The sequence below is a fragment of the Variovorax sp. 54 genome, from assembly GCF_002754375.1.
Lineage (GTDB): Bacteria > Pseudomonadota > Gammaproteobacteria > Burkholderiales > Burkholderiaceae_C > Variovorax.
The window spans coordinates 2,712,522-2,730,670 of sequence record NZ_PEFF01000001.1 but is presented as its reverse complement, the minus strand read 5'-3'; the positions used below and the strand labels follow the sequence as shown (position 1 = coordinate 2,730,670).

21 protein-coding genes are annotated in these 18,149 nt (G+C 64.1%); 19 read left to right on the top strand and 2 right to left on the bottom strand.

The window, feature by feature from the left end; translation table 11 throughout:
- Positions 1–34 precede the first annotated feature (34 nt).
- On the bottom strand, positions 35–1,180 hold the full coding sequence (locus CLU95_RS12600) for a magnesium transporter CorA family protein (protein ID WP_099793538.1): 1,146 nt from the start codon (positions 1,178–1,180) through the stop codon (positions 35–37).
- A 75-nt stretch (positions 1,181–1,255) separates the two neighbouring features.
- Positions 1,256–2,242, bottom strand: coding sequence for a porphobilinogen synthase (hemB, locus tag CLU95_RS12595; protein WP_099793536.1), 987 nt, complete (start codon positions 2,240–2,242; stop codon positions 1,256–1,258).
- 364 nt (positions 2,243–2,606) lie between these two features.
- Between hemB and CLU95_RS12590 the strand changes: the two genes are divergently transcribed.
- The 19 genes from CLU95_RS12590 to rpsC all read left to right on the top strand — a co-directional run bounded on the left by CLU95_RS12590 (position 2,607) and on the right by rpsC (position 18,147).
- Complete coding sequence (locus CLU95_RS12590; protein WP_099793534.1) at positions 2,607–3,035, top strand: CopD family protein; 429 nt, start codon at positions 2,607–2,609, stop codon at positions 3,033–3,035.
- Positions 3,036–3,054: 19 nt separating this feature from the next.
- Entirely contained in the window at positions 3,055–4,167 is a 1,113-nt protein-coding gene (locus tag CLU95_RS12585) for a VanZ family protein (RefSeq protein WP_099793532.1), read from the top strand.
- A gap of 21 nt (positions 4,168–4,188) precedes the next feature.
- Positions 4,189–4,542 carry a (2Fe-2S) ferredoxin domain-containing protein gene (locus tag CLU95_RS12580; RefSeq protein ID WP_095950244.1) on the top strand — a complete coding sequence of 118 codons (354 nt, stop codon included), beginning with the start codon at positions 4,189–4,191 and terminating at the stop codon, positions 4,540–4,542.
- Between the two features lie 70 nt (positions 4,543–4,612).
- A complete protein-coding gene (locus tag CLU95_RS12575) occupies positions 4,613–5,245 on the top strand; it encodes an alpha/beta hydrolase (RefSeq protein WP_099797262.1) in 633 nt (210 codons plus the stop codon).
- 40 nt (positions 5,246–5,285) lie between these two features.
- Positions 5,286–6,455: a D-alanyl-D-alanine carboxypeptidase family protein gene (locus CLU95_RS12570; protein WP_099793530.1), complete on the top strand. Its 1,170-nt coding sequence runs from the start codon at positions 5,286–5,288 to the stop codon at positions 6,453–6,455.
- A 203-nt stretch (positions 6,456–6,658) separates the two neighbouring features.
- Positions 6,659–7,036, top strand: a complete 378-nt coding sequence (rpsL, locus tag CLU95_RS12565; RefSeq protein WP_013543948.1) for a 30S ribosomal protein S12 — start codon at positions 6,659–6,661, stop codon at positions 7,034–7,036.
- Between the two features lie 150 nt (positions 7,037–7,186).
- Positions 7,187–7,660: a 30S ribosomal protein S7 gene (rpsG, locus tag CLU95_RS12560; protein ID WP_007829591.1), complete on the top strand. Its 474-nt coding sequence runs from the start codon at positions 7,187–7,189 to the stop codon at positions 7,658–7,660.
- 97 nt (positions 7,661–7,757) lie between these two features.
- Entirely contained in the window at positions 7,758–9,857 is a 2,100-nt protein-coding gene (gene fusA, locus CLU95_RS12555; RefSeq protein WP_099793529.1) for an elongation factor G, read from the top strand.
- 196 nt (positions 9,858–10,053) lie between these two features.
- Positions 10,054–11,247: an elongation factor Tu gene (gene tuf / locus CLU95_RS12550; RefSeq protein WP_099793527.1), complete on the top strand. Its 1,194-nt coding sequence runs from the start codon at positions 10,054–10,056 to the stop codon at positions 11,245–11,247.
- Between the two features lie 21 nt (positions 11,248–11,268).
- Complete coding sequence (gene rpsJ, locus CLU95_RS12545) at positions 11,269–11,583, top strand: 30S ribosomal protein S10 (RefSeq protein WP_007838118.1); 315 nt, start codon at positions 11,269–11,271, stop codon at positions 11,581–11,583.
- A gap of 151 nt (positions 11,584–11,734) precedes the next feature.
- Positions 11,735–13,312: a hypothetical protein gene (locus tag CLU95_RS12540; protein ID WP_099793525.1), complete on the top strand. Its 1,578-nt coding sequence runs from the start codon at positions 11,735–11,737 to the stop codon at positions 13,310–13,312.
- A gap of 24 nt (positions 13,313–13,336) precedes the next feature.
- The gene (locus CLU95_RS12535) at positions 13,337–13,888 is read left to right on the top strand and encodes a hypothetical protein (protein ID WP_257214611.1); all 552 of its coding nucleotides are present in this window, start codon (positions 13,337–13,339) and stop codon (positions 13,886–13,888) included.
- Between the two features lie 236 nt (positions 13,889–14,124).
- A complete protein-coding gene (gene rplC / locus CLU95_RS12530; protein ID WP_099793523.1) occupies positions 14,125–14,805 on the top strand; it encodes a 50S ribosomal protein L3 in 681 nt (226 codons plus the stop codon).
- Entirely contained in the window at positions 14,805–15,425 is a 621-nt protein-coding gene (rplD, locus tag CLU95_RS12525; protein ID WP_013543942.1) for a 50S ribosomal protein L4, read from the top strand. Before rplC ends, rplD begins: the two co-directional genes overlap by 1 nt.
- Entirely contained in the window at positions 15,422–15,757 is a 336-nt protein-coding gene (gene rplW, locus CLU95_RS12520; RefSeq protein ID WP_056576559.1) for a 50S ribosomal protein L23, read from the top strand. Before rplD ends, rplW begins: the two co-directional genes overlap by 4 nt.
- Positions 15,758–15,759: 2 nt before the next feature.
- Positions 15,760–16,584, top strand: coding sequence for a 50S ribosomal protein L2 (gene rplB / locus CLU95_RS12515; RefSeq protein ID WP_099793521.1), 825 nt, complete (start codon positions 15,760–15,762; stop codon positions 16,582–16,584).
- A 10-nt stretch (positions 16,585–16,594) separates the two neighbouring features.
- A complete protein-coding gene (rpsS, locus tag CLU95_RS12510) occupies positions 16,595–16,873 on the top strand; it encodes a 30S ribosomal protein S19 (RefSeq protein ID WP_062478874.1) in 279 nt (92 codons plus the stop codon).
- A 9-nt stretch (positions 16,874–16,882) separates the two neighbouring features.
- Positions 16,883–17,215, top strand: a complete 333-nt coding sequence (gene rplV, locus CLU95_RS12505) for a 50S ribosomal protein L22 (RefSeq protein WP_007838134.1) — start codon at positions 16,883–16,885, stop codon at positions 17,213–17,215.
- Between the two features lie 17 nt (positions 17,216–17,232).
- Positions 17,233–18,147, top strand: coding sequence for a 30S ribosomal protein S3 (rpsC, locus tag CLU95_RS12500; protein WP_099793519.1), 915 nt, complete (start codon positions 17,233–17,235; stop codon positions 18,145–18,147).
- The last annotated feature ends 2 nt before the right edge of the window (positions 18,148–18,149 follow it).

Below are 18,149 nucleotides of genomic sequence, written 5' to 3'. Positions count from 1 at the left end.
TTTTTTCATGGGCGCTCGCAAGCGGGAGGGCCGCTCAGCGCGTGCGGGCGAGGTAGCGCTTGCGCCAGAAGACCAGGACCAGCAGCACCGCGATGACCAGCATGGCCGACATCGCGATCCAGAAGCCGTCGGCCTTGTGCACCAGCGGGATGAACTCGAAGTTCATGCCGAAGATGCCCGCGATCAGGTTCAGCGGCAGGAAGATGGCGGTGAGCACGGTCAGCACCCGCATGATGTCGTTGGCCCGGTGGCCCTGGACGCTGAAGTGCATCTGCACGGCGGTCTCGGCGTTCTGTTCGAGCCGGTGCACGTGGTGCACCACGCGCTGGATGTGCTCGAGCACGTCGCGGCTGCGCACCATGATCAGTTCGCGCTCGCGCTGCGCCACCTCGCCCTGCGGCACGGGCAGGGTTTCGAGCGAGTCGATCCAGTCCTGCATGGCGGCGCGCTGGTCTTCGCAGATTTCGTCGAGGCGGTGCAGCGACTGGCGCGCCTCCATCAGCGCGCTCCAGTTGGTGAAGCGGCTGCGCGGGTCGATGAGCTCGGTCTGCCAGTGATCGAGCTGCTTCGTGAGCTCGCGCCGCATGTCGAGGTAGCCGTCGACGATCAGGTTGACGATGCGCAGCATCAGGTCGGCCGGGCTGGCCGGCAGGCGGGCCGAGGTGGCGCGCACGTCGAGCGCGGGCGTGCCGCGGTCGTCGGACGAGGCGGCCGCCAGCAGCCGGGCGGCGAAGGCATCGCGCACGGTGCCGTCTTCGGGGTGGACCGAGAGCAGCACGCGGTCGAACACCGCGAAGCCGACGGGACGGGTGTCGATGCGGCGCAGCACCGGCGGGCCGCCGCGCGAGGGCCGTTGCGGCACCGAAGGCTCGCTGGTGTTTGGGGTTTCAGCGCCGTTGCCCGTGGCCAGGCGGCGGAACACCAGCACGTCGTACAGCGAGGTGTAGTCGTAGTGCGAGGGCAGCTGGTCGTTGAGCAGGTCGGCCACGTGCAGGTCGACGAGCTGGGTCTGGCACAGCGTCTGCAGGATCTGCTGCACCTCGGGCTGGGCGGCGCGGAATTCGTCGCGCGTCAGCGAAATCCAGAGGTAGCTGGCGGCGCTGCAGGCGCCCGGCACGGCCAGCGGCGCCAGCGAGGCGTGCTCGCTGACCTGCGAGCGGCTGATTTCGAAGATGCGCATGGACACTCGCCCCCGGTGATTCGTCTGCCACGCCAGGAGTGCCGTGGAGGTGCGGCAGGCATGCCGCAATAGCTATTATTTTTGTAGCAACCGGGCGGCGTCAAGCGCGAAGTAGGTCAGCACGCCATCGGCGCCGGCGCGCTTGAAGGCCAGCAGGCTTTCGAGCACCACGGCGTCATGGTCGAGCCAGCCGTTCTGGGCGGCGGCCTTCAGCATGGCGTACTCGCCGCTCACCTGGTAGGCGAAGGTCGGCACGTGGAACTCGTCCTTCACGCGGCGCACGATGTCCAGGTAGGGCATGCCGGGCTTCACCATGACCATGTCGGCGCCTTCGGCGATGTCGATGGCGACCTCGCGCAGGGCCTCGTCGCTGTTGCCGGGGTCCATCTGGTAGACCTTCTTGTTGCTCTTGCCGAGCGTGGCGGACGAGCCGACGGCGTCGCGGAAGGGGCCGTAGAAGGCGCTGGCGTACTTGGCGCTGTAGGCCATGATGCGCGTGTGCACGTCGCCGCGGGCTTCGAGCGCGGTGCGGATCGCGCCGATGCGGCCGTCCATCATGTCGCTCGGGGCCACAATATCGACGCCGGCTTGCGATTGTGTGAGTGCCTGCTTCACCAGCACTTCAACGGTGGCGTCGTTGAGGATGTAGCCGGTGTCGTCGAGCAGGCCGTCCTGGCCGTGGCTGGTGTAGGGGTCGAGCGCCACGTCGGTCATGATGCCCAGCTCGGGGAAGCGCGCCTTGAGCGCAGCCACCACGCGGGGAATCAGCCCGTCGGGATTGAAGGCCTCGTCGCCCGCGGGCGTCTTGAGGCTGGCATCGATCACCGGGAACAGCGCCATCACCGGAATGCCGGCCTGCACGCACTGCTCGGCCACGGGCAGCAGCAGGTCCAGGCTCAGGCGCTCCACGCCGGGCATCGAGGCCACGGCGTCGCGGCGCTTCTCGCCTTCCTGCACGAACACCGGGTAGATCAGGTCGTTCGTCGTCAGCGCATGCTCGCGCACCAGGTTGCGGGTGAAGGCATCGCGGCGCAGCCGTCGCGGGCGGCCGGCGGGGAACATGGCGAGCGGAGAAAATGATGACGTCATATATCTAAAATTGTGCCTGAAGCGGAAAATCGCAGCCCAGGGCTCCGGGAAGCAAGTTGTCTGACAACTACGGGAATTAATAGAACTTAAGTTCTAGATTTCTGTTGTAAAAGTCAAAGAAACTGCCTCAATCGCTTGAAACCTTGTTTCGTCTTTGTTAAATTCTGAAGCGGGCGGCTTGCCGCTCCCCGCTTTTCCTCCCTGAGCGGGTGCCTTGATGTGTGACAGCAAAAGGGCTTCCCAGCCCGACGTGAAGACGTCGGGCTTTTTTTTGCCCGAAAGCTTTGCAAAGGGCTTCAAAACAGGGGCAGTGTGCAGCGACTACTAAACTGCCGCCATGCTCTGGGTCAAATCTCTTCACATTGTTTTCATTGCCAGCTGGTTTGCCGGACTGTTCTATCTGCCGCGGATCTTCGTCAACCTGGCGATGGTGCCGCCCGAGTCGGTCGCAGAGCGCGAGCGCCTGCTGCTGATGGCGCGCAAGCTGCTGCGCTTCACCACTTTCCTGGCGGTGCCGGCACTGGTGTTCGGCGCCTGGCTCTGGTTGGGTTACGGCATCGGCCGCGGCCCGGGCAATGGTTGGATGCACGCCAAGCTGGCGCTGGTGCTGGTGGCCATCGGTTACCACCACGGCTGCGGCGTGCTGCTGCGCCGCTTCATGGCCGGCGGCAACCGCCGCAGCGACCGCTGGTACCGCTGGTTCAACGAACTGCCCGTGCTGCTGCTGCTGGGCATCGTGATCCTGGTGGTGGTGAAACCTTTCTGATGCCGTGTCGACGGTAGACATGCCGCACAAGTCTGCCGCGCTCCCCCTGGCGCTGGCCTACGCGGCGCTGATCGTCTATGCCAGCCTGTACCCCTTCGCCGACTGGCGTGACCAGGGGATCGCGCCCTGGGCGTATCTCTCGGCGCCCTGGCCCAAGTACTGGACGGGTTTCGACTTCGGGGTGAACGTGGCGGGCTACGTGCCCTTCGGTTTCCTGTGCGCGCTGACCGTGCTGCGCACCGGCAGCAGCCACAGTGTCTGGCGCGCACTGCTGCGCGCCACGGTCGCGGGCGCGGCGATCGCTTTTGCCATGGAGACGCTGCAGAGCTATTTGCCGGCGCGCATTCCTTCCAATGTCGACCTGGGGCTGAACACCGCCGGGACGGTGCTCGGCGCCGTGCTGGCTGCGGCGCTGGAGCGGCTCGGAGCGGTCGCGCACTGGGGCCGCGCGCGCTCGCAGTGGTTCGTCGAGGACGCGCGCGGCGGGCTCGTGCTGCTCGCGCTCTGGCCCTTTGCCTTGTTGTTTCCCGCTGCGGTCACCTTCGGCCTCGGCCAGGTGTTCGAGCGGCTGGAGACGACGATTTCCGAGTGGCTGCTCGACACGCCCTTCATCGACTGGCTGCCGGTGCGTCAGTTCGAGCTGGAGCCGTTGGTGCCGGCCGTGGAACTGCTGTGCGTGATGCTCGGGGCGCTGGCGCCGTGCCTGCTGGGCTACCTGGTGGCGCGCAACGTGATCCAGCGCGCGGTGCTGCTGCCGCTGATCCTGCTCGTGGGCGTCGCGGCCTCGGCGCTGTCGGCGGCCATGAGCTACGGCCCTGCACATGCCTGGGCCTGGCTCGATCTGCCAGTGCAGGTCGGGCTGGCCGCGGCGGTGTTCGCGGGCGTGCTGCTGCTGTTCGCGCCGCGCCGCTTGTGCGGCGCGCTGCTGCTCATGGGGCTCGTGCTCCAGCTGAGCCTGCTGAACCAGGCGCCTGAGAGTGCCTACTTTGCACAGACCCTGGCCACCTGGGAGCAGGGCCGCTTCATCCGCTTCCATGGCCTGGCCCAGTGGCTGGGCTGGGGCTGGCCCTTCGCGGTGCTGGTCTACGTGCTGGCCGCGATGTCGCGGCGGCGCCGTCCGGCGCCATCCTGAGTGCGCTCATAAAATCGATCGATGCCCAGCACCACTCCCGCCGCACCGTCCGGCTACTACGGCCGCCACATCTTCTTCTGCCTGAACGAACGCAAGAACGGCGAAGACTCCTGCGCCCTGCACAACGCGCAGGAAGGCTTCGACCGCTGCAAGGCCAAGGTGAAGGAGCAGGGGCTCGCCGGGCCCGGCAAGGTGCGCGTCAACAAGGCCGGCTGCCTCGACCGCTGTGCAGGCGGGCCCGTGGCCGTGGTCTACCCAGAGGCTGTCTGGTACACCTTCGTGGACGCCGAGGACATCGACGAGATCGTCGAGTCGCACCTGAAGAATGGCCAGGTCGTAGAGCGGCTCGTGTTGCCACCCGACGTCGGCCGCTGAACTTTCCTGCGGACCCCGTGCTCGTACCGTGCACGTTGCCGGCATCGCCGGCCCAGCCAACCCCAGCGCCATGAACTCCCAGACCGAAAAAATCAGCCTCCAGGGCGCCGCGGGCGTGATCGAGGTGCAGCGCGACTTGCCCACCGGCGAAGCGCGCGGCATCGCGGTGATTGCGCATCCGCACCCGCTGTTCGGCGGCACGATGGACAACAAGGTCGTGCAGACCCTGGCACGTGCCTTCGTGTCTTGCGGCTGGACGGCCGTGCGCTTCAACTTCCGTGGTGTGGGTGCCAGCGAAGGCGTCCACGATGAAGGGCGCGGCGAGCTCGACGACATGCTGCAGGTCGTCGGCCAGCTCGCCCCCGAAGGCCAGTTGGCGATCGCCGGCTTTTCCTTCGGTGCCTTCGTGGCCAGCTGCGCGGCCGAGAAGCTCTGGGCCGCACGCGACGTGCGGCAACTGGTGCTGGTGGGCACGGCCGCCTCGCGCTTCTCGGTGGCCACGCTGCCGGCCGACGCGCACGAGCGCGCGCTGGTGGTCCATGGCGAAGCCGACGACACCGTGCCTCTCGCCGCCGTGATGGACTGGGCGCGTCCCCAGTCACTCCCTGTCACGGTTATTCCGGGGGGCGGTCATTTCTTTCACGGACAATTGCCGCTGCTCAAAAGCCTGGTCGCCCGCCATCTGCGCGCGGGCACCGAATGAAAGCCTTGCAGGCTTGTCCTCGTCTCTTCTTATCTTCCCCATGAATCGTTTTTTCAATGCGCTTCGCGCACTGGTGCTGACCGCTGCTGCCTCGGTTGGCGTGATCGCCGCCGCCCAGATGCCGGCCCCGCCTGAAATCGCCGCACGCAGCTACCTGCTGCTCGACGTGACCGCGAACCAGATCCTGGCGCAGAAGGACATCGACAGCCCCATCGAGCCGGCCTCGCTCACCAAGCTGATGACCGCGTACGTCGCGTTCGATGCGCTGCGCGCCAAGAAGATCACGCTGACCCAGACCCTGCCGGTGAGCCCGCGCGCCTGGAAGATGCCCGGTTCGCGCATGTTCATCGACCCCAAGATGCAGGTGCCGGTGGAAGACCTCATCAAGGGCGTGATCGTGCAGTCGGGCAACGACGCCACGGTGGCGCTGGCCGAAGGTGTGGGCGGCACGGTGGAGCACTTCGTCGAGATGATGAACGCCCAGGCCAAGGTGCTGGGCATGAAGAACACCACCTACAAGAACCCCGAAGGCCTCACGGCGCCCGGCCACACGACCACGGCGCGCGACCTGAGCATCCTGGCCACGCGCCTGGTGCGCGACTTCCCTGAAGAAGCCAAGTACTACGCCATCAAGAAGTACCGCTACCCGGGCACGCCGTCGACCAACGACACCAACCGCAACCTGCTGCTGTTCCGCGATCCGACCGTCGACGGCCTGAAGACCGGCCACACCGACGCCGCCGGCTACTGCATGATCGCCACCGCCAAGCGCGACTTCCCCAACCTGACCGGCGGCCGCCGCCTGCTGTCGATCGTGCTGGGTGCCACCAGCGAGACCGTGCGCGCCAACGAGTCGCAGAAGCTGCTGAACTGGGGCTACACGGCCTACGACGCCGTGCGCCTGTTCGAAGCCGGCCAGCCCGCCGCCACGCCCGCCGTCTGGAAGGGCAAGGCCAACGTGCTGAAGCTGGGCCGCCCCGAGGCCATCGTGGTCGCGGTGCCGACCGGTTCCGCCAGCAAGATCAAGACGCAGGTGTCGCGCCCCGACCCGCTGGTCGCGCCGTTCACCAAGTACCAGGCCGTCGGCTCACTCAAGGTCACGCTGGACGACCAGCCCCTGGCCGATGTGCCGCTGGTCGCCCTGGAGCCGGTCGAGCAGGCCGGCGTCTTCGGCCGCGCCTGGGACGCCGTGCGTCTCTGGATCAAGTAAGAAGCAGGGAAAAGAGGCCTTGAAACGGGTGGTGGCGGGCGCTCCAGGCGCCTGACATTGCCATTTCAGGCCTGCCTGCTATACTCGTGGGCTTTTCGGAATTTTCCGAAGGGTTTCACGTTTTCGTTATTCCCGGCTTCCCTGAGTCACGATCAGGGGCGGTTTCACCACCAAGGCCGGGTTGTTTTGGGACTAATTCATTCATGCCAACCATCAATCAACTGGTGCGTCAGGGTCGAACGGTCGAAAAGATCAATTCGAAGAGCCCTGCCATGCAGAACTCGCCGCAACGTCGCGGTGTCTGCACCCGCGTCTACACCACGACGCCCAAGAAGCCCAACTCGGCGCTTCGTAAAGTTGCCAAGGTCCGTCTGACCAATGGCTTCGAAGTCATCTCCTACATCGGCGGCGAAGGCCACAACCTGCAAGAACACAGCGTCGTGCTGGTTCGTGGCGGTCGTGTCAAGGACTTGCCCGGTGTGCGTTACCACATCGTGCGCGGTTCGCTCGACCTGCAAGGCGTGAAAGACCGCAAGCAGTCGCGTTCCAAGTACGGCGCGAAGCGTCCCAAGAAGGCTTAAGCCTTCCTGTCGTCAGAAAACAAGCGGTGTTCGATGGCCTTGGCGGGCTTGTCGAGCGAAGTGACCCACTATCGGGTCGAGTAAGTGAGAGTCCTGACTGACTCTCGCGGTATCGGAAACGATGCCAACTGAAGCAAAGAGGTTAGAAAAATGCCACGTCGTCGCGAAGTCCCCAAACGTGAAATCCTGCCGGATCCCAAGTACGGCAATGTCGAGCTGTCCAAATTCATGAACGTGATCATGGAAGGCGGCAAGAAGGCTGTGGCCGAGCGCATCATTTACGGTGCCCTCGACTTCATCGAGAAGAAGAACCCGGACAAGGACCCCCTCGAAGCGTTCACCGTTGCCATCAACAACGTGAAGCCGATGGTCGAAGTGAAGTCGCGCCGCGTCGGTGGTGCGAACTACCAGGTGCCGGTCGAAGTCCGTCCTGTCCGTCGCCTCGCCCTGTCGATGCGCTGGATCAAGGAAGCTGCCCGCAAGCGCGGTGAGAAGTCGATGGCCCTGCGTCTGGCCAACGAACTGATGGAAGCCACGGAAGGCCGTGGCGGTGCCATGAAGAAGCGCGACGAAGTGCACCGCATGGCAGAAGCCAACCGCGCATTCAGCCACTTCCGCTTCTAAAAATCACACGTCTCTTGAGCGTTGGGGGTTGAGTGCCAGGCGAAATCGTCCGTGCTCGACGCCCAGCGCTCAACGCATTTAAACCCGAAAGTACACCATGTCCCGCAAGACCCCCATCGAGCGCTACCGCAACATCGGTATCTCCGCGCACATCGACGCCGGCAAGACCACGACGACCGAACGTATCCTGTTCTACACCGGTGTGAACCACAAGATCGGTGAAGTGCACGACGGTGCCGCCACGATGGACTGGATGGAGCAAGAGCAAGAGCGCGGCATCACGATCACCTCGGCTGCCACCACCTGCTTCTGGAAGGGCATGGCTGGCAAGTTCGAAGAACACCGCATCAACATCATCGACACCCCCGGCCACGTGGACTTCACCATTGAAGTCGAGCGCTCGATGCGCGTGCTGGACGGCGCTGTCATGGTGTACGACGCCGTCGGCGGCGTGCAGCCCCAGTCGGAAACCGTCTGGCGCCAGGCCAACAAGTACAAGGTTCCGCGCCTTGCGTTCGTCAACAAGATGGACCGCACCGGCGCCGACTTCCTGCGCGTGCGCCAGATGATGGTGGACCGCCTGAAGGCCAACCCCGTCGTGATCCAGATCCCGATCGGTGCCGAAGAGCACTTCCAGGGCATCGTTGACCTCGTGAAGATGAAGTCGATCATCTGGGATGAAGACAAGGGCATCACGTTCACCTACGGCGAAATTCCGGCCAACCTGGCCGATGTGTGCGCCGAGTACCGCGAAAAGCTCGTCGAAGCCGCTGCCGAAGCGAGCGAAGAGCTCATGAACAAGTACCTCGAAGGCACCGAGCTGACCGAAGAGGAAATCAAGGCTGCCATTCGCCAGCGCACCATCGCCGGCGAGATCCAGCCGATGCTGTGCGGCTCGGCCTTCAAGAACAAGGGCGTGCAGGCCATGCTCGACGCCGTCGTCGAATACATGCCCGCGCCGACCGACATTCCCCCGGTCACCGGCACCGACGAAGACGAGGCGCCCGTCACCCGCAAGGCTGACGACAGCGAGAAGTTCTCGGCGCTCGCATTCAAGCTGATGACCGACCCGTTCGTGGGCCAACTGACCTTCGTGCGCGTCTACTCGGGCGTGCTGAGCAAGGGCGACAGCGTCTACAACCCGGTGCGCGGCAAGAAGGAACGCATCGGCCGTATCGTGCAGATGCATGCGAACAACCGCGAAGAAGTCAGCGAAATCCGCGCCGGCGACATCGCCGCCTGCGTGGGCCTGAAAGAAGTCACCACGGGCGAAACCCTGTGCGACCCGACAGCCGTCGTGACGCTCGAGCGCATGGTGTTCCCGGAATCGGTGATCTCGCAGGCCGTCGAGCCCAAGACCAAGGCCGACCAGGAAAAGATGGGCATCGCCCTGCAGCGTCTTGCTCAGGAAGACCCGTCGTTCCGCGTGAAGACCGACGAAGAATCCGGCCAGACCATCATCGCCGGCATGGGCGAGCTCCACCTTGAAATCATCGTGGACCGCATGAAGCGCGAATTCGGCGTGGAAGCCAATGTGGGCAAGCCGCAAGTGGCCTACCGCGAAACGATCCGCAAGACTGTCGAAGATGCCGAAGGCAAGTTCGTTCGCCAGTCGGGCGGCAAGGGCCAGTACGGCCACGTGATCCTGAAGCTCGAGCCGCAGGAAGCGGGCAAGGGCTTCGAGTTCGTCGACGCCATCAAGGGCGGTGTGGTTCCTCGCGAATACATCCCCGCGGTGGAGAAGGGCGTTGTCGAAGCGCTGACGCAAGGCGTGCTGGCGGGCTACCCCGTCGTGGACGTCAAGGTCACGCTGCACTTCGGCTCGTACCACGACGTGGACTCGAACGAAATGGCGTTCAAGATGGCCGCGATCTTCGGTTTCAAGGAAGGCGCCCGCAAGGCCAGCCCCGTGATCCTGGAGCCGATGATGGCCGTGGAAGTCGAAACGCCTGAAGACTACGCCGGCAACGTGATGGGCGACCTGTCCTCACGCCGCGGCATGGTGCAGGGCATGGACGACATGATCGGTGGCGGCAAGTCCATCAAGGCCGAAGTGCCGCTGTCGGAAATGTTCGGCTACTCGACCACGCTGCGTTCGATGTCGCAAGGCCGCGCCACGTACACGATGGAGTTCAAGCACTACGCTGAAGCTCCGCGCAACGTTGCTGAAGCCATCGTGGCTGCTCGCGCGAAGTAATGTCATTGCGGGACAGACCAAGATTTGCGAAGCAAATTTGCTCTGTCCCCAACTGATTAAAAGAATGTGGGGTCGCGCAGTGCGCGGCTCTTCTTGTCTGCGATCCGGTGCCGCCCTGTTCCCGTGCGGGGCGAACCAGCAATCGGATGCAGACATAAAACCAACACACGGGACATGCTCTTTCAAGGATTGAAAAATGGCAAAAGGTAAATTCACCCGCACCAAGCCGCACGTGAACGTGGGCACGATCGGTCACGTTGACCACGGCAAGACCACGCTGACGGCTGCGATCGCAACCGTTCTGTCGTCCAAGTTCGGCGGCGAAGCCAAGGCTTACGACCAGATCGACGCAGCGCCCGAAGAAAAGGCCCGCGGCATCACGATCAACACCGCGCACGTCGAGTACGAAACGGCCAACCGCCACTACGCACACGTCGACTGCCCCGGTCACGCCGACTATGTGAAGAACATGATCACGGGCGCCGCTCAGATGGACGGCGCCATTCTGGTGTGCTCGGCCGCTGACGGCCCGATGCCCCAGACCCGTGAACACATCCTGCTGGCTCGCCAGGTGGGCGTGGGCTACATCATCGTTTTCCTGAACAAGTGCGACATGGTCGACGACGCCGAGCTGCTCGAGCTGGTCGAAATGGAAGTGCGCGAGCTGCTCGACAAGTACGAGTTCCCTGGCGACGACACCCCCATCATCCACGGCTCGGCCAAGCTCGCCCTCGAAGGCGACAAGGGCAAGCTGGGCGAAGAAGCCATCCTGAAGCTGGCCGAAGCGCTGGACACGTACATCCCCACGCCTGAGCGCGCTGTGGACGGCACGTTCCTGATGCCCGTCGAAGACGTGTTCTCGATCTCGGGTCGCGGCACCGTGGTGACCGGCGCCGTCGAGCGCGGCGTGATCAAGGTCGGCGAAGAAATCGAAATCGTCGGCATCCGCCCGACCGTCAAGACCACCTGCACCGGCGTGGAAATGTTCCGCAAGCTGCTGGACCAAGGCCAAGCTGGCGACAACGTCGGCGTGCTGCTGCGCGGCACCAAGCGCGAAGAAGTCGAACGCGGCCAAGTGCTGTGCAAGCCCGGCTCGATCAAGCCGCACGTGCACTTCACCGCCGAGGTGTATGTCCTGTCCAAGGACGAAGGTGGCCGTCACACGCCGTTCTTCAACAACTATCGCCCGCAGTTCTACTTCCGCACGACGGACGTGACCGGCGCGATCGAGTTGCCCGCGGACAAGGAAATGGTCATGCCTGGCGACAACGTCAGCATCACCGTCAAGCTGATCAACCCGATCGCGATGGAAGAAGGCCTGCGCTTCGCCATCCGTGAAGGCGGCCGTACCGTGGGTTCGGGCGTCGTGGCCAAGATCCTCGACATCTAAGCTGGAAGCAAAGGAATCACCATGGCTACCAAGCAAAAGATCCGCATCCGCCTGAAGGCATTCGACTACAAGCTCATCGACCAGTCGGCCGCTGAAATTGTGGACACCGCCAAGCGCACCGGCGCGATCGTCAAGGGCCCCGTGCCCCTGCCGACCCGCATGAAGCGTTTCGACATCCTGCGTTCGCCGCACGTCAACAAGACGTCGCGCGACCAGCTGGAAATCCGCACGCACCAGCGCCTGATGGACATCGTTGATCCCACCGACAAGACCGTGGACGCGCTGATGAAGCTCGACCTGCCGGCCGGCGTCGACGTCGAGATCAAGCTGCAGTAATTCGACCTCGCGTCGCATTCCGAGCACAGCCCGCCTGCAGAAATGCAGGCGGGCTTTTTTGTGCTTCACGTTTGTTTATCAACTGTGGCATCCTCGCGCACCGGCCTGCAGGACGCAGTGCGCCGGGGCTGAAACGAGGGCAGCACACGTGATGAGCCAGAAGTTCTCTTTTGCATTCGGTGCGGTGTGCATCGCCGCGGCATTGCTGGCAGGTTGCGGTGGGGGAGGTGGCGGCGGAGGCGGTGGTGGTGGGTTCCCCATCGGTCTGCCGATCGTGGTGAACCCGGTCGCCCTGAGCGGGAAAGCTACCTACGATTCGGTGCCGAACAACAATGGCCCCCTTGTGTACGCGGACACCACGGCCAAGCCGGTGCGCGGCGCTACGGTGGAAGTGATCGATGCCGGCACATCGGCGCAGCTCGCGCTGACCACCACGGATGACGGTGGCAACTACGCGGTCTCGGTGCCGGGCAACACGAACATCATCGTGCGCGTCCGGGCCCAGTTGACCCGGACCGGCGCCGGTGCCACCTGGGATGTCACGGTGCGCGACAACACCCGCAGCGACGCCATGTATTCCATGCAGTCGCCGAGCTTCTCGTCGGGGGGCGCGGCGCTGACGCGCGACCTGCGGGCGGACAGCGGCTGGGACGGCTCGCGATACAGCGGGACGCGGGTCGCGGCGCCGTTCGCCGTGCTCGACACGGTCTACACATCCATGCAGAAGGTGCTGTCGGTGGCGCCGGCCTCGGCGTTCCCTTCGCTGAAGGTCTTCTGGAGCATCAACAACACGCCGTCCGCTGGCAGCCTGGCAGCGGGCCAGATCGGCACGACCTTTTTCTTCAACAACGGAAGCAGCGGTCGGCAGATCTACGTGCTTGGCAAGGAGAACGTCGACACCGACGAGTTCGATGCGCCGGTGATCGCGCACGAATGGGGTCACTACTACCAGTCGGCCTTCAGCCGGGACGATTCAATGGGAGGCGCGCATGACGGGGATGACCGCCTCGATCGGCGGCTCGCTTTTTCCGAGGGCTGGGGCAATGCGTGGTCGGGTATCGCACTGAACCGAAGCAATTACGTGGACTCGAAGGGTGCGCAGCAGGGCGACGGCGGGCGGCTGGATCTGTCCGTCGGACCCCCGAGTGGCAATCCGGGCTGGTTCCGCGAGCTGTCGGTCCAGGCCATCCTGTGGAACCTCAACCGGCAGGCCGGCTTCAAGCCCATCCACGACACCTTGACCGGTTTCCAGTTCCGCAGCGGGGCGCCTGTCACGTCGATCCACGCCTTCGCTGCGGCATTCAAGGCGACGTCGCCCGGCAATGCGTCGGCGCTGACGAGCCTGTTGAGCGGGCAGAACATCACGTCCAGCGACGCGTACGGGGCGGGCGAATCGAACGATGGCGGGGTCCCCAGCGCGCTGCCGATGTACGGCGCCTTGACGGTGGGCCCGGCGCCGAGCACCGCCTGTGTCTCCAACGCGGCGGGCACGGGCAACAAGCACGGCAACATCGCCTACCTGCGCTTCGTCGCACCAGCGAACCGGGACTACCAGGTTTCGATCGGGGGCGCCACGGCGCCGGACTTCGACGTCTTCAGGGGTGGCGAGATCGCCCGGTCGGGCAATACGGTCAGCCTGAGCGCGGGCGAGTACGTTCTGGCAGTGCGGGATGCCGCAATGGCCTCGACCCCTGTCTCGCAGAAATGCCTCAGCGTTCTCGTTCAATAACAGAAGGAAGAAGGAGGCCTCGTCATGACCCTGAATATTCGCTTCCCGTCGGCTGTGGCATTGACGTGGCTTGCAGTGTCCATGTTCCCGGTGTCCGCTCTGGCCGACGGAATGCCGCCGGCGCGCACCGCCGCCAAGCTGTTGCCCGCTGCCTCGAAGGGGGCGGTCGCCCCGTGGGCGACCGCGTCGAGAAAACCCAATGACTCCGGCGTCAAATTGCAGTACCGTCTGGCCGGCACACCGCAGGCCGGCAAGCCGACCGTGGTCGTCCTGCAGTTCGATGGCGTCAGTGACCCGGCGGGTGCCAGCGTCACTCTGACTGTCGATGCGGGCCTGACGCTCTCCAGCAGTCCGTCGCTGAGCGTGCCGGCAGGGCAGCGCTCCGATGCTTCCGTCACGGTGATCAGCCAGGGTGGCGGCCTGGCCTACCTCAACGTGTTCATCACGCAGGGCGGCCGGACCAGCGCCATTTCCATCCCGATCCAGACGGGCGCGGCGGCCCCCGCCATGAAGGCCAACGGCGACATCAAGCCGCTGCCGGACGGCGACAACATCATTTCGCAGCCCGCGAAATAGGCCTGAAGGCCGCTCCCAGGCGGGCCGGAAGCCCCTGAATCCGGCCCAAACAGGGCCACTTGCGCCCCGGTTCGACTGCGGGCTATAATCTCTGGCTCTGCCCTTGTTGCGTCCGTACGGGCGTCGTTCTGGCAGAGATTTATCAACCTTCTCTCGCAGGCCGGGAAACCAGCCAAACGCTGTCGCCAATTGAAGTGGCAGCGGCGAAGGAAGTCTTCCATTTTTGGAGAAAACAAATGAGTCTGAGCAACTCCCTCGGGTTGCTGGGCCGCAAGGTGGGGATGATGCGTCTCTTCACCGATGACGGGGACGCAGTTCCTGTCACGGTGGTGGATGTGTCCAACAACCGTGTGACCCAGATCAAGTCCCAAGAGACCGATGGCTACGTCGCCCTGCAGGTGACGTTCGGTTCGCGCAAAGCATCGCGCGTGACCAAGCCCCAAGCCGGCCACCTTGCCAAGGCAGGTGTCGAAGCTGGCGAGATCAGCCAGGAATTCCGCGTCACCGCCGATACCGCAGGTCAGCACAAGGCTGGCGGCGTCATCGCGGCAAGCAGCGTGTTCTCCGTGGGCCAGAAGGTGGACGTGCAAGGCACGACCATCGGCAAGGGCTTCGCCGGCACGATCAAGCGTCACAACATGAGCTCGCAGCGCGCGTCGCACGGTAACAGCCGTTCGCACAACGTGCCCGGCTCGATCGGCATGGCACAAGACCCCGGTCGCGTGTTCCCCGGCAAGCGCATGACGGGCCACCTCGGCGACGTCACCCGCACGACGCAAAACCTCGACGTGTTCCGCATCGACGAAGCACGTCAGCTGCTGCTCATCAAGGGCGCGATCCCGGGTTCGAAGGGTGGCTTCGTCACCGTGCGTCCCGCCATCAAGGCCAAGCCGCAAGCGGCTGAAGGAGCGAAGTAATGCAACTCGAACTCCTGAACGAACAAGGCCAGGCCGCGTCGAAGTACGACGCCCCCGAGACCGTGTTCGGCCGTGACTACAACGAAGACCTGGTTCACCAGATCGTCGTTGCATTCCAGGCCAACGCCCGCCAAGGCACGCGCGCCCAGAAGGACCGCGAACAGGTCAAGCACTCGACCAAGAAGCCTTTCAAGCAAAAGGGAACGGGCCGCGCCCGTGCCGGTATGACGTCCTCGCCCCTGTGGCGCGGAGGCGGTCGTATTTTCCCGAACATGCCTGACGAAAACTTCTCGCAGAAGATCAACAAGAAGATGTACCGCGCCGGCATGGCCGCCATCTTCTCGCAGCTCGCTCGCGAAGGCCGTCTGGCCGTGGTCGATTCGCTGACCGTGGATTCGCCCAAGACGAAGCCGCTGGCAGCCCGTTTCAAGGCAATGAATCTCGAGTCCGTGCTCGTGATCGCCGAAGAAGTCGACGAAAACCTGTACCTTGCCTCGCGCAATCTGGTCAACATCCTCGTGGTCGAACCCCGTTACGCCGATCCGGTGTCGCTGGTTCACTACAAGAAGGTGCTGGTCACCAAGGGTGCCGTCGACAAGCTCAAGGAGATGTTCGCATGAGCCGCGTGAACCCCACCCCTGCACAACGTAAGTTCGACGAAGGCCGTCTCATGAACGTGCTGGTCGCACCGATCGTGTCCGAAAAGGCCACGATGGTCGGCGAGAAGTCGAACGCTGTCACTTTCAAGGTGCTGCAAGACGCCACCAAGCCCGAGATCAAGGCCGCTGTTGAACTGATGTTCAAGGTCGAAGTCCAGGGCGTGTCGGTGCTCAACACCAAGGGCAAGACCAAGCGCTTTGGCAAGTCCATCGGCCGCCGCGACAACGTTCGCAAGGCTTATGTGACGCTGAAGGCCGGTCAAGAGCTCAACCTCGTCGGGGAAGGCGCTTAATCATGGCCGTCATCAAGATGAAACCCACTTCGCCGGGCCAACGCGGCGCGGTGAAGATTTCGCGTGACCACCTGCACAAGGGTGCGCCTCACGCAGCCCTGCTGGAACCCCAGTTCCAGAAGGCCGGCCGTAACAACAACGGTCACATCACGATCCGCCATCGTGGCGGTGGTGCCAAGCACCACTACCGCATTGTCGACTTCGTGCGCAACAAGGACGGCATCCCGGCCAAGGTCGAACGCATCGAGTACGACCCGAACCGCACCGCCCACATCGCTCTGGTCTGTTACGCCGACGGCGAGCGCCGCTACATCATCGCCCCGCGCGGTCTGGAAGCTGGTGCAACCCTGATGTCGGGCGCCGAAGCACCGATCCGCGCCGGCAACACCCTGCCGATCCGCAACATCCCCGTGGGTTCGACGATCCACTGCATCGAGCTGCAACCCGGCAAGGGTGCGCAGATCGCTCGTTCGGCCGGTACCTCGGCCACGCTGCTGGCCCGTGAAGGCGTTTACGCCCAGGTCCGCATGCGTTCGGGCGAAGTCCGCCGCATTCACATCGAATGCCGCGCGACCATCGGTGAAGTGGCGAACGAAGAACACAGCCTGCGCCAGCTCGGCAAGGCCGGTGCGAAGCGTCACATGGGTATCCGCCCGACCGTTCGCGGCGTGGTGATGAACCCGGTCGACCACCCGCACGGTGGTGGCGAAGGCAAGACTGGCGAAGGCCGCCACCCTGTCGACCCGTGGGGCAACCTGACCAAGGGCTATCGCACCCGTAACAACAAGCGCACGCAGGTCTTCATCGTGTCGCGTCGCAAGAAGTAAGGGATAGCCAATGACTCGCTCTCTCAAAAAGGGTCCTTTCGTCGACCACCACCTGGTGGCCAAGGCCGACAAGGCCGTGACGAACAAGGACAAGAAGCCGATCAAGACCTGGTCGCGCCGCTCGATGGTTCTGCCCGAGTTCATCGGTCTGACCATCGCTGTGCACAACGGCAAGCAACACGTGCCCGTGTACATCACCGACCAGATGGTCGGCCACAAGCTCGGCGAATTTGCGCTCACGCGCACGTTCAAGGGGCACCCCGCGGACAAAAAAGTCCAGAAGAAGTAAGGAACGACCATGTCTGAAACACGTGCAGTCCTCCGCGGTGTCCGCCTGTCGGTCGACAAGGGCCGTCTGGTCGCGGACCTGATCCGCGGCAAGAAGGTCGATCAAGCGCTCAACGTTCTGCAATTCACGCAGAAAAAGGCCGCTGTGATCATCAAGAAGGTGCTCGAGTCGGCAATTGCCAACGCCGAGCACAACGACGGTGCCGACATCGACGAGCTGAAGGTCAAGACCATCTACGTCGAGCAAGGTGCAACGCTCAAGCGCTTCACGGCGCGCGCCAAGGGTCGCGGCAATCGCATCAGCAAGCCCACGTGCCATGTGTACGTGACGGTTGGCAACTAAGAAGGCCTGGAAGAAATATGGGACAGAAAATCCACCCAACCGGGTTCCGCCTTGCGGTTACCCGTAACTGGTCCAGCCGTTGGTACGCAAGCGACCGCGATTTCGCGGGCATGCTGGCCGAAGACATCAAGGTTCGCGAATACCTGAAGAAGAAGCTGAAGAACGCTTCGGTGTCGCGCGTCATGATCGAGCGTCCCGCCAAGAACGCACGCATCACGATCTACTCGGCTCGTCCGGGCGTCGTGATCGGCAAGAAGGGCGAAGACATCGAGAACCTCAAGCGCGAACTGGGCAAGCAGCTCGGCGTGCCGGTTGCGGTCAACATCGAAGAAGTGCGCAAGCCCGAAATCGATGCGCAGCTGATCGCCGACAGCATCACGCAGCAGCTCGAAAAGCGGATCATGTTCCGCCGTGCCATGAAGCGCGCCATGCAAAACGCCATGCGTCTGGGTGCCCTGGGCATCAAGATCATGTCGTCGGGCCGCCTGAACGGCATCGAAATCGCTCGTTGCGAGTGGTACCGCGAAGGTCGCGTGCCCCTTCACACGCTGCGCGCCGACATCGACTACGGCACCTCGGAAGCCAAGACCACGTACGGCGTCATTGGCGTCAAGGTCTGGGTCTACAAGGGCGACACGCTAGGTCGTAACGACCTGCCGGCCGTCGAAACGCCGCGTCCGGACGACGAGCGTCGCCCGCGTGGTCCCCGCCGCGATGGCCGCCCTGGTGGCGACCGTCCGGGTGGCGACCGTCGTGGTCCCGGCCCCCGTGCCGGTGCCCGTGGTCCGATCGGTGGCAACACCGCTCCGGCCGATGGCAGCGACAAGCCCGCAGAAGCAACCGGCGGTGCCGGTGCAGACTCGAAACCCGCCGTTAAGCGCGTCCGCAAAGCCGCGCCCGCTGCAGCAGCGGACGGTGCCAAGACCGAGTAATC

Coding starts and splice junctions, on each gene's coding strand:
- CLU95_RS12600 (WP_099793538.1), bottom strand. CDS start 1,180: ATGCGCATCTTCGAAATCAGCCGCTCGCAGGTCAGCGAGCACGCCTCG.
- hemB (WP_099793536.1), bottom strand. CDS start 2,242: ATGTTCCCCGCCGGCCGCCCGCGACGGCTGCGCCGCGATGCCTTCACC.
- CLU95_RS12590 (WP_099793534.1), top strand. CDS start 2,607: ATGCTCTGGGTCAAATCTCTTCACATTGTTTTCATTGCCAGCTGGTTT.
- CLU95_RS12585 (WP_099793532.1), top strand. CDS start 3,055: ATGCCGCACAAGTCTGCCGCGCTCCCCCTGGCGCTGGCCTACGCGGCG.
- CLU95_RS12580 (WP_095950244.1), top strand. CDS start 4,189: ATGCCCAGCACCACTCCCGCCGCACCGTCCGGCTACTACGGCCGCCAC.
- CLU95_RS12575 (WP_099797262.1), top strand. CDS start 4,613: ATGAACTCCCAGACCGAAAAAATCAGCCTCCAGGGCGCCGCGGGCGTG.
- CLU95_RS12570 (WP_099793530.1), top strand. CDS start 5,286: ATGAATCGTTTTTTCAATGCGCTTCGCGCACTGGTGCTGACCGCTGCT.
- rpsL (WP_013543948.1), top strand. CDS start 6,659: ATGCCAACCATCAATCAACTGGTGCGTCAGGGTCGAACGGTCGAAAAG.
- rpsG (WP_007829591.1), top strand. CDS start 7,187: ATGCCACGTCGTCGCGAAGTCCCCAAACGTGAAATCCTGCCGGATCCC.
- fusA (WP_099793529.1), top strand. CDS start 7,758: ATGTCCCGCAAGACCCCCATCGAGCGCTACCGCAACATCGGTATCTCC.
- tuf (WP_099793527.1), top strand. CDS start 10,054: ATGGCAAAAGGTAAATTCACCCGCACCAAGCCGCACGTGAACGTGGGC.
- rpsJ (WP_007838118.1), top strand. CDS start 11,269: ATGGCTACCAAGCAAAAGATCCGCATCCGCCTGAAGGCATTCGACTAC.
- CLU95_RS12540 (WP_099793525.1), top strand. CDS start 11,735: ATGAGCCAGAAGTTCTCTTTTGCATTCGGTGCGGTGTGCATCGCCGCG.
- CLU95_RS12535 (WP_257214611.1), top strand. CDS start 13,337: ATGACCCTGAATATTCGCTTCCCGTCGGCTGTGGCATTGACGTGGCTT.
- rplC (WP_099793523.1), top strand. CDS start 14,125: ATGAGTCTGAGCAACTCCCTCGGGTTGCTGGGCCGCAAGGTGGGGATG.
- rplD (WP_013543942.1), top strand. CDS start 14,805: ATGCAACTCGAACTCCTGAACGAACAAGGCCAGGCCGCGTCGAAGTAC.
- rplW (WP_056576559.1), top strand. CDS start 15,422: ATGAGCCGCGTGAACCCCACCCCTGCACAACGTAAGTTCGACGAAGGC.
- rplB (WP_099793521.1), top strand. CDS start 15,760: ATGGCCGTCATCAAGATGAAACCCACTTCGCCGGGCCAACGCGGCGCG.
- rpsS (WP_062478874.1), top strand. CDS start 16,595: ATGACTCGCTCTCTCAAAAAGGGTCCTTTCGTCGACCACCACCTGGTG.
- rplV (WP_007838134.1), top strand. CDS start 16,883: ATGTCTGAAACACGTGCAGTCCTCCGCGGTGTCCGCCTGTCGGTCGAC.
- rpsC (WP_099793519.1), top strand. CDS start 17,233: ATGGGACAGAAAATCCACCCAACCGGGTTCCGCCTTGCGGTTACCCGT.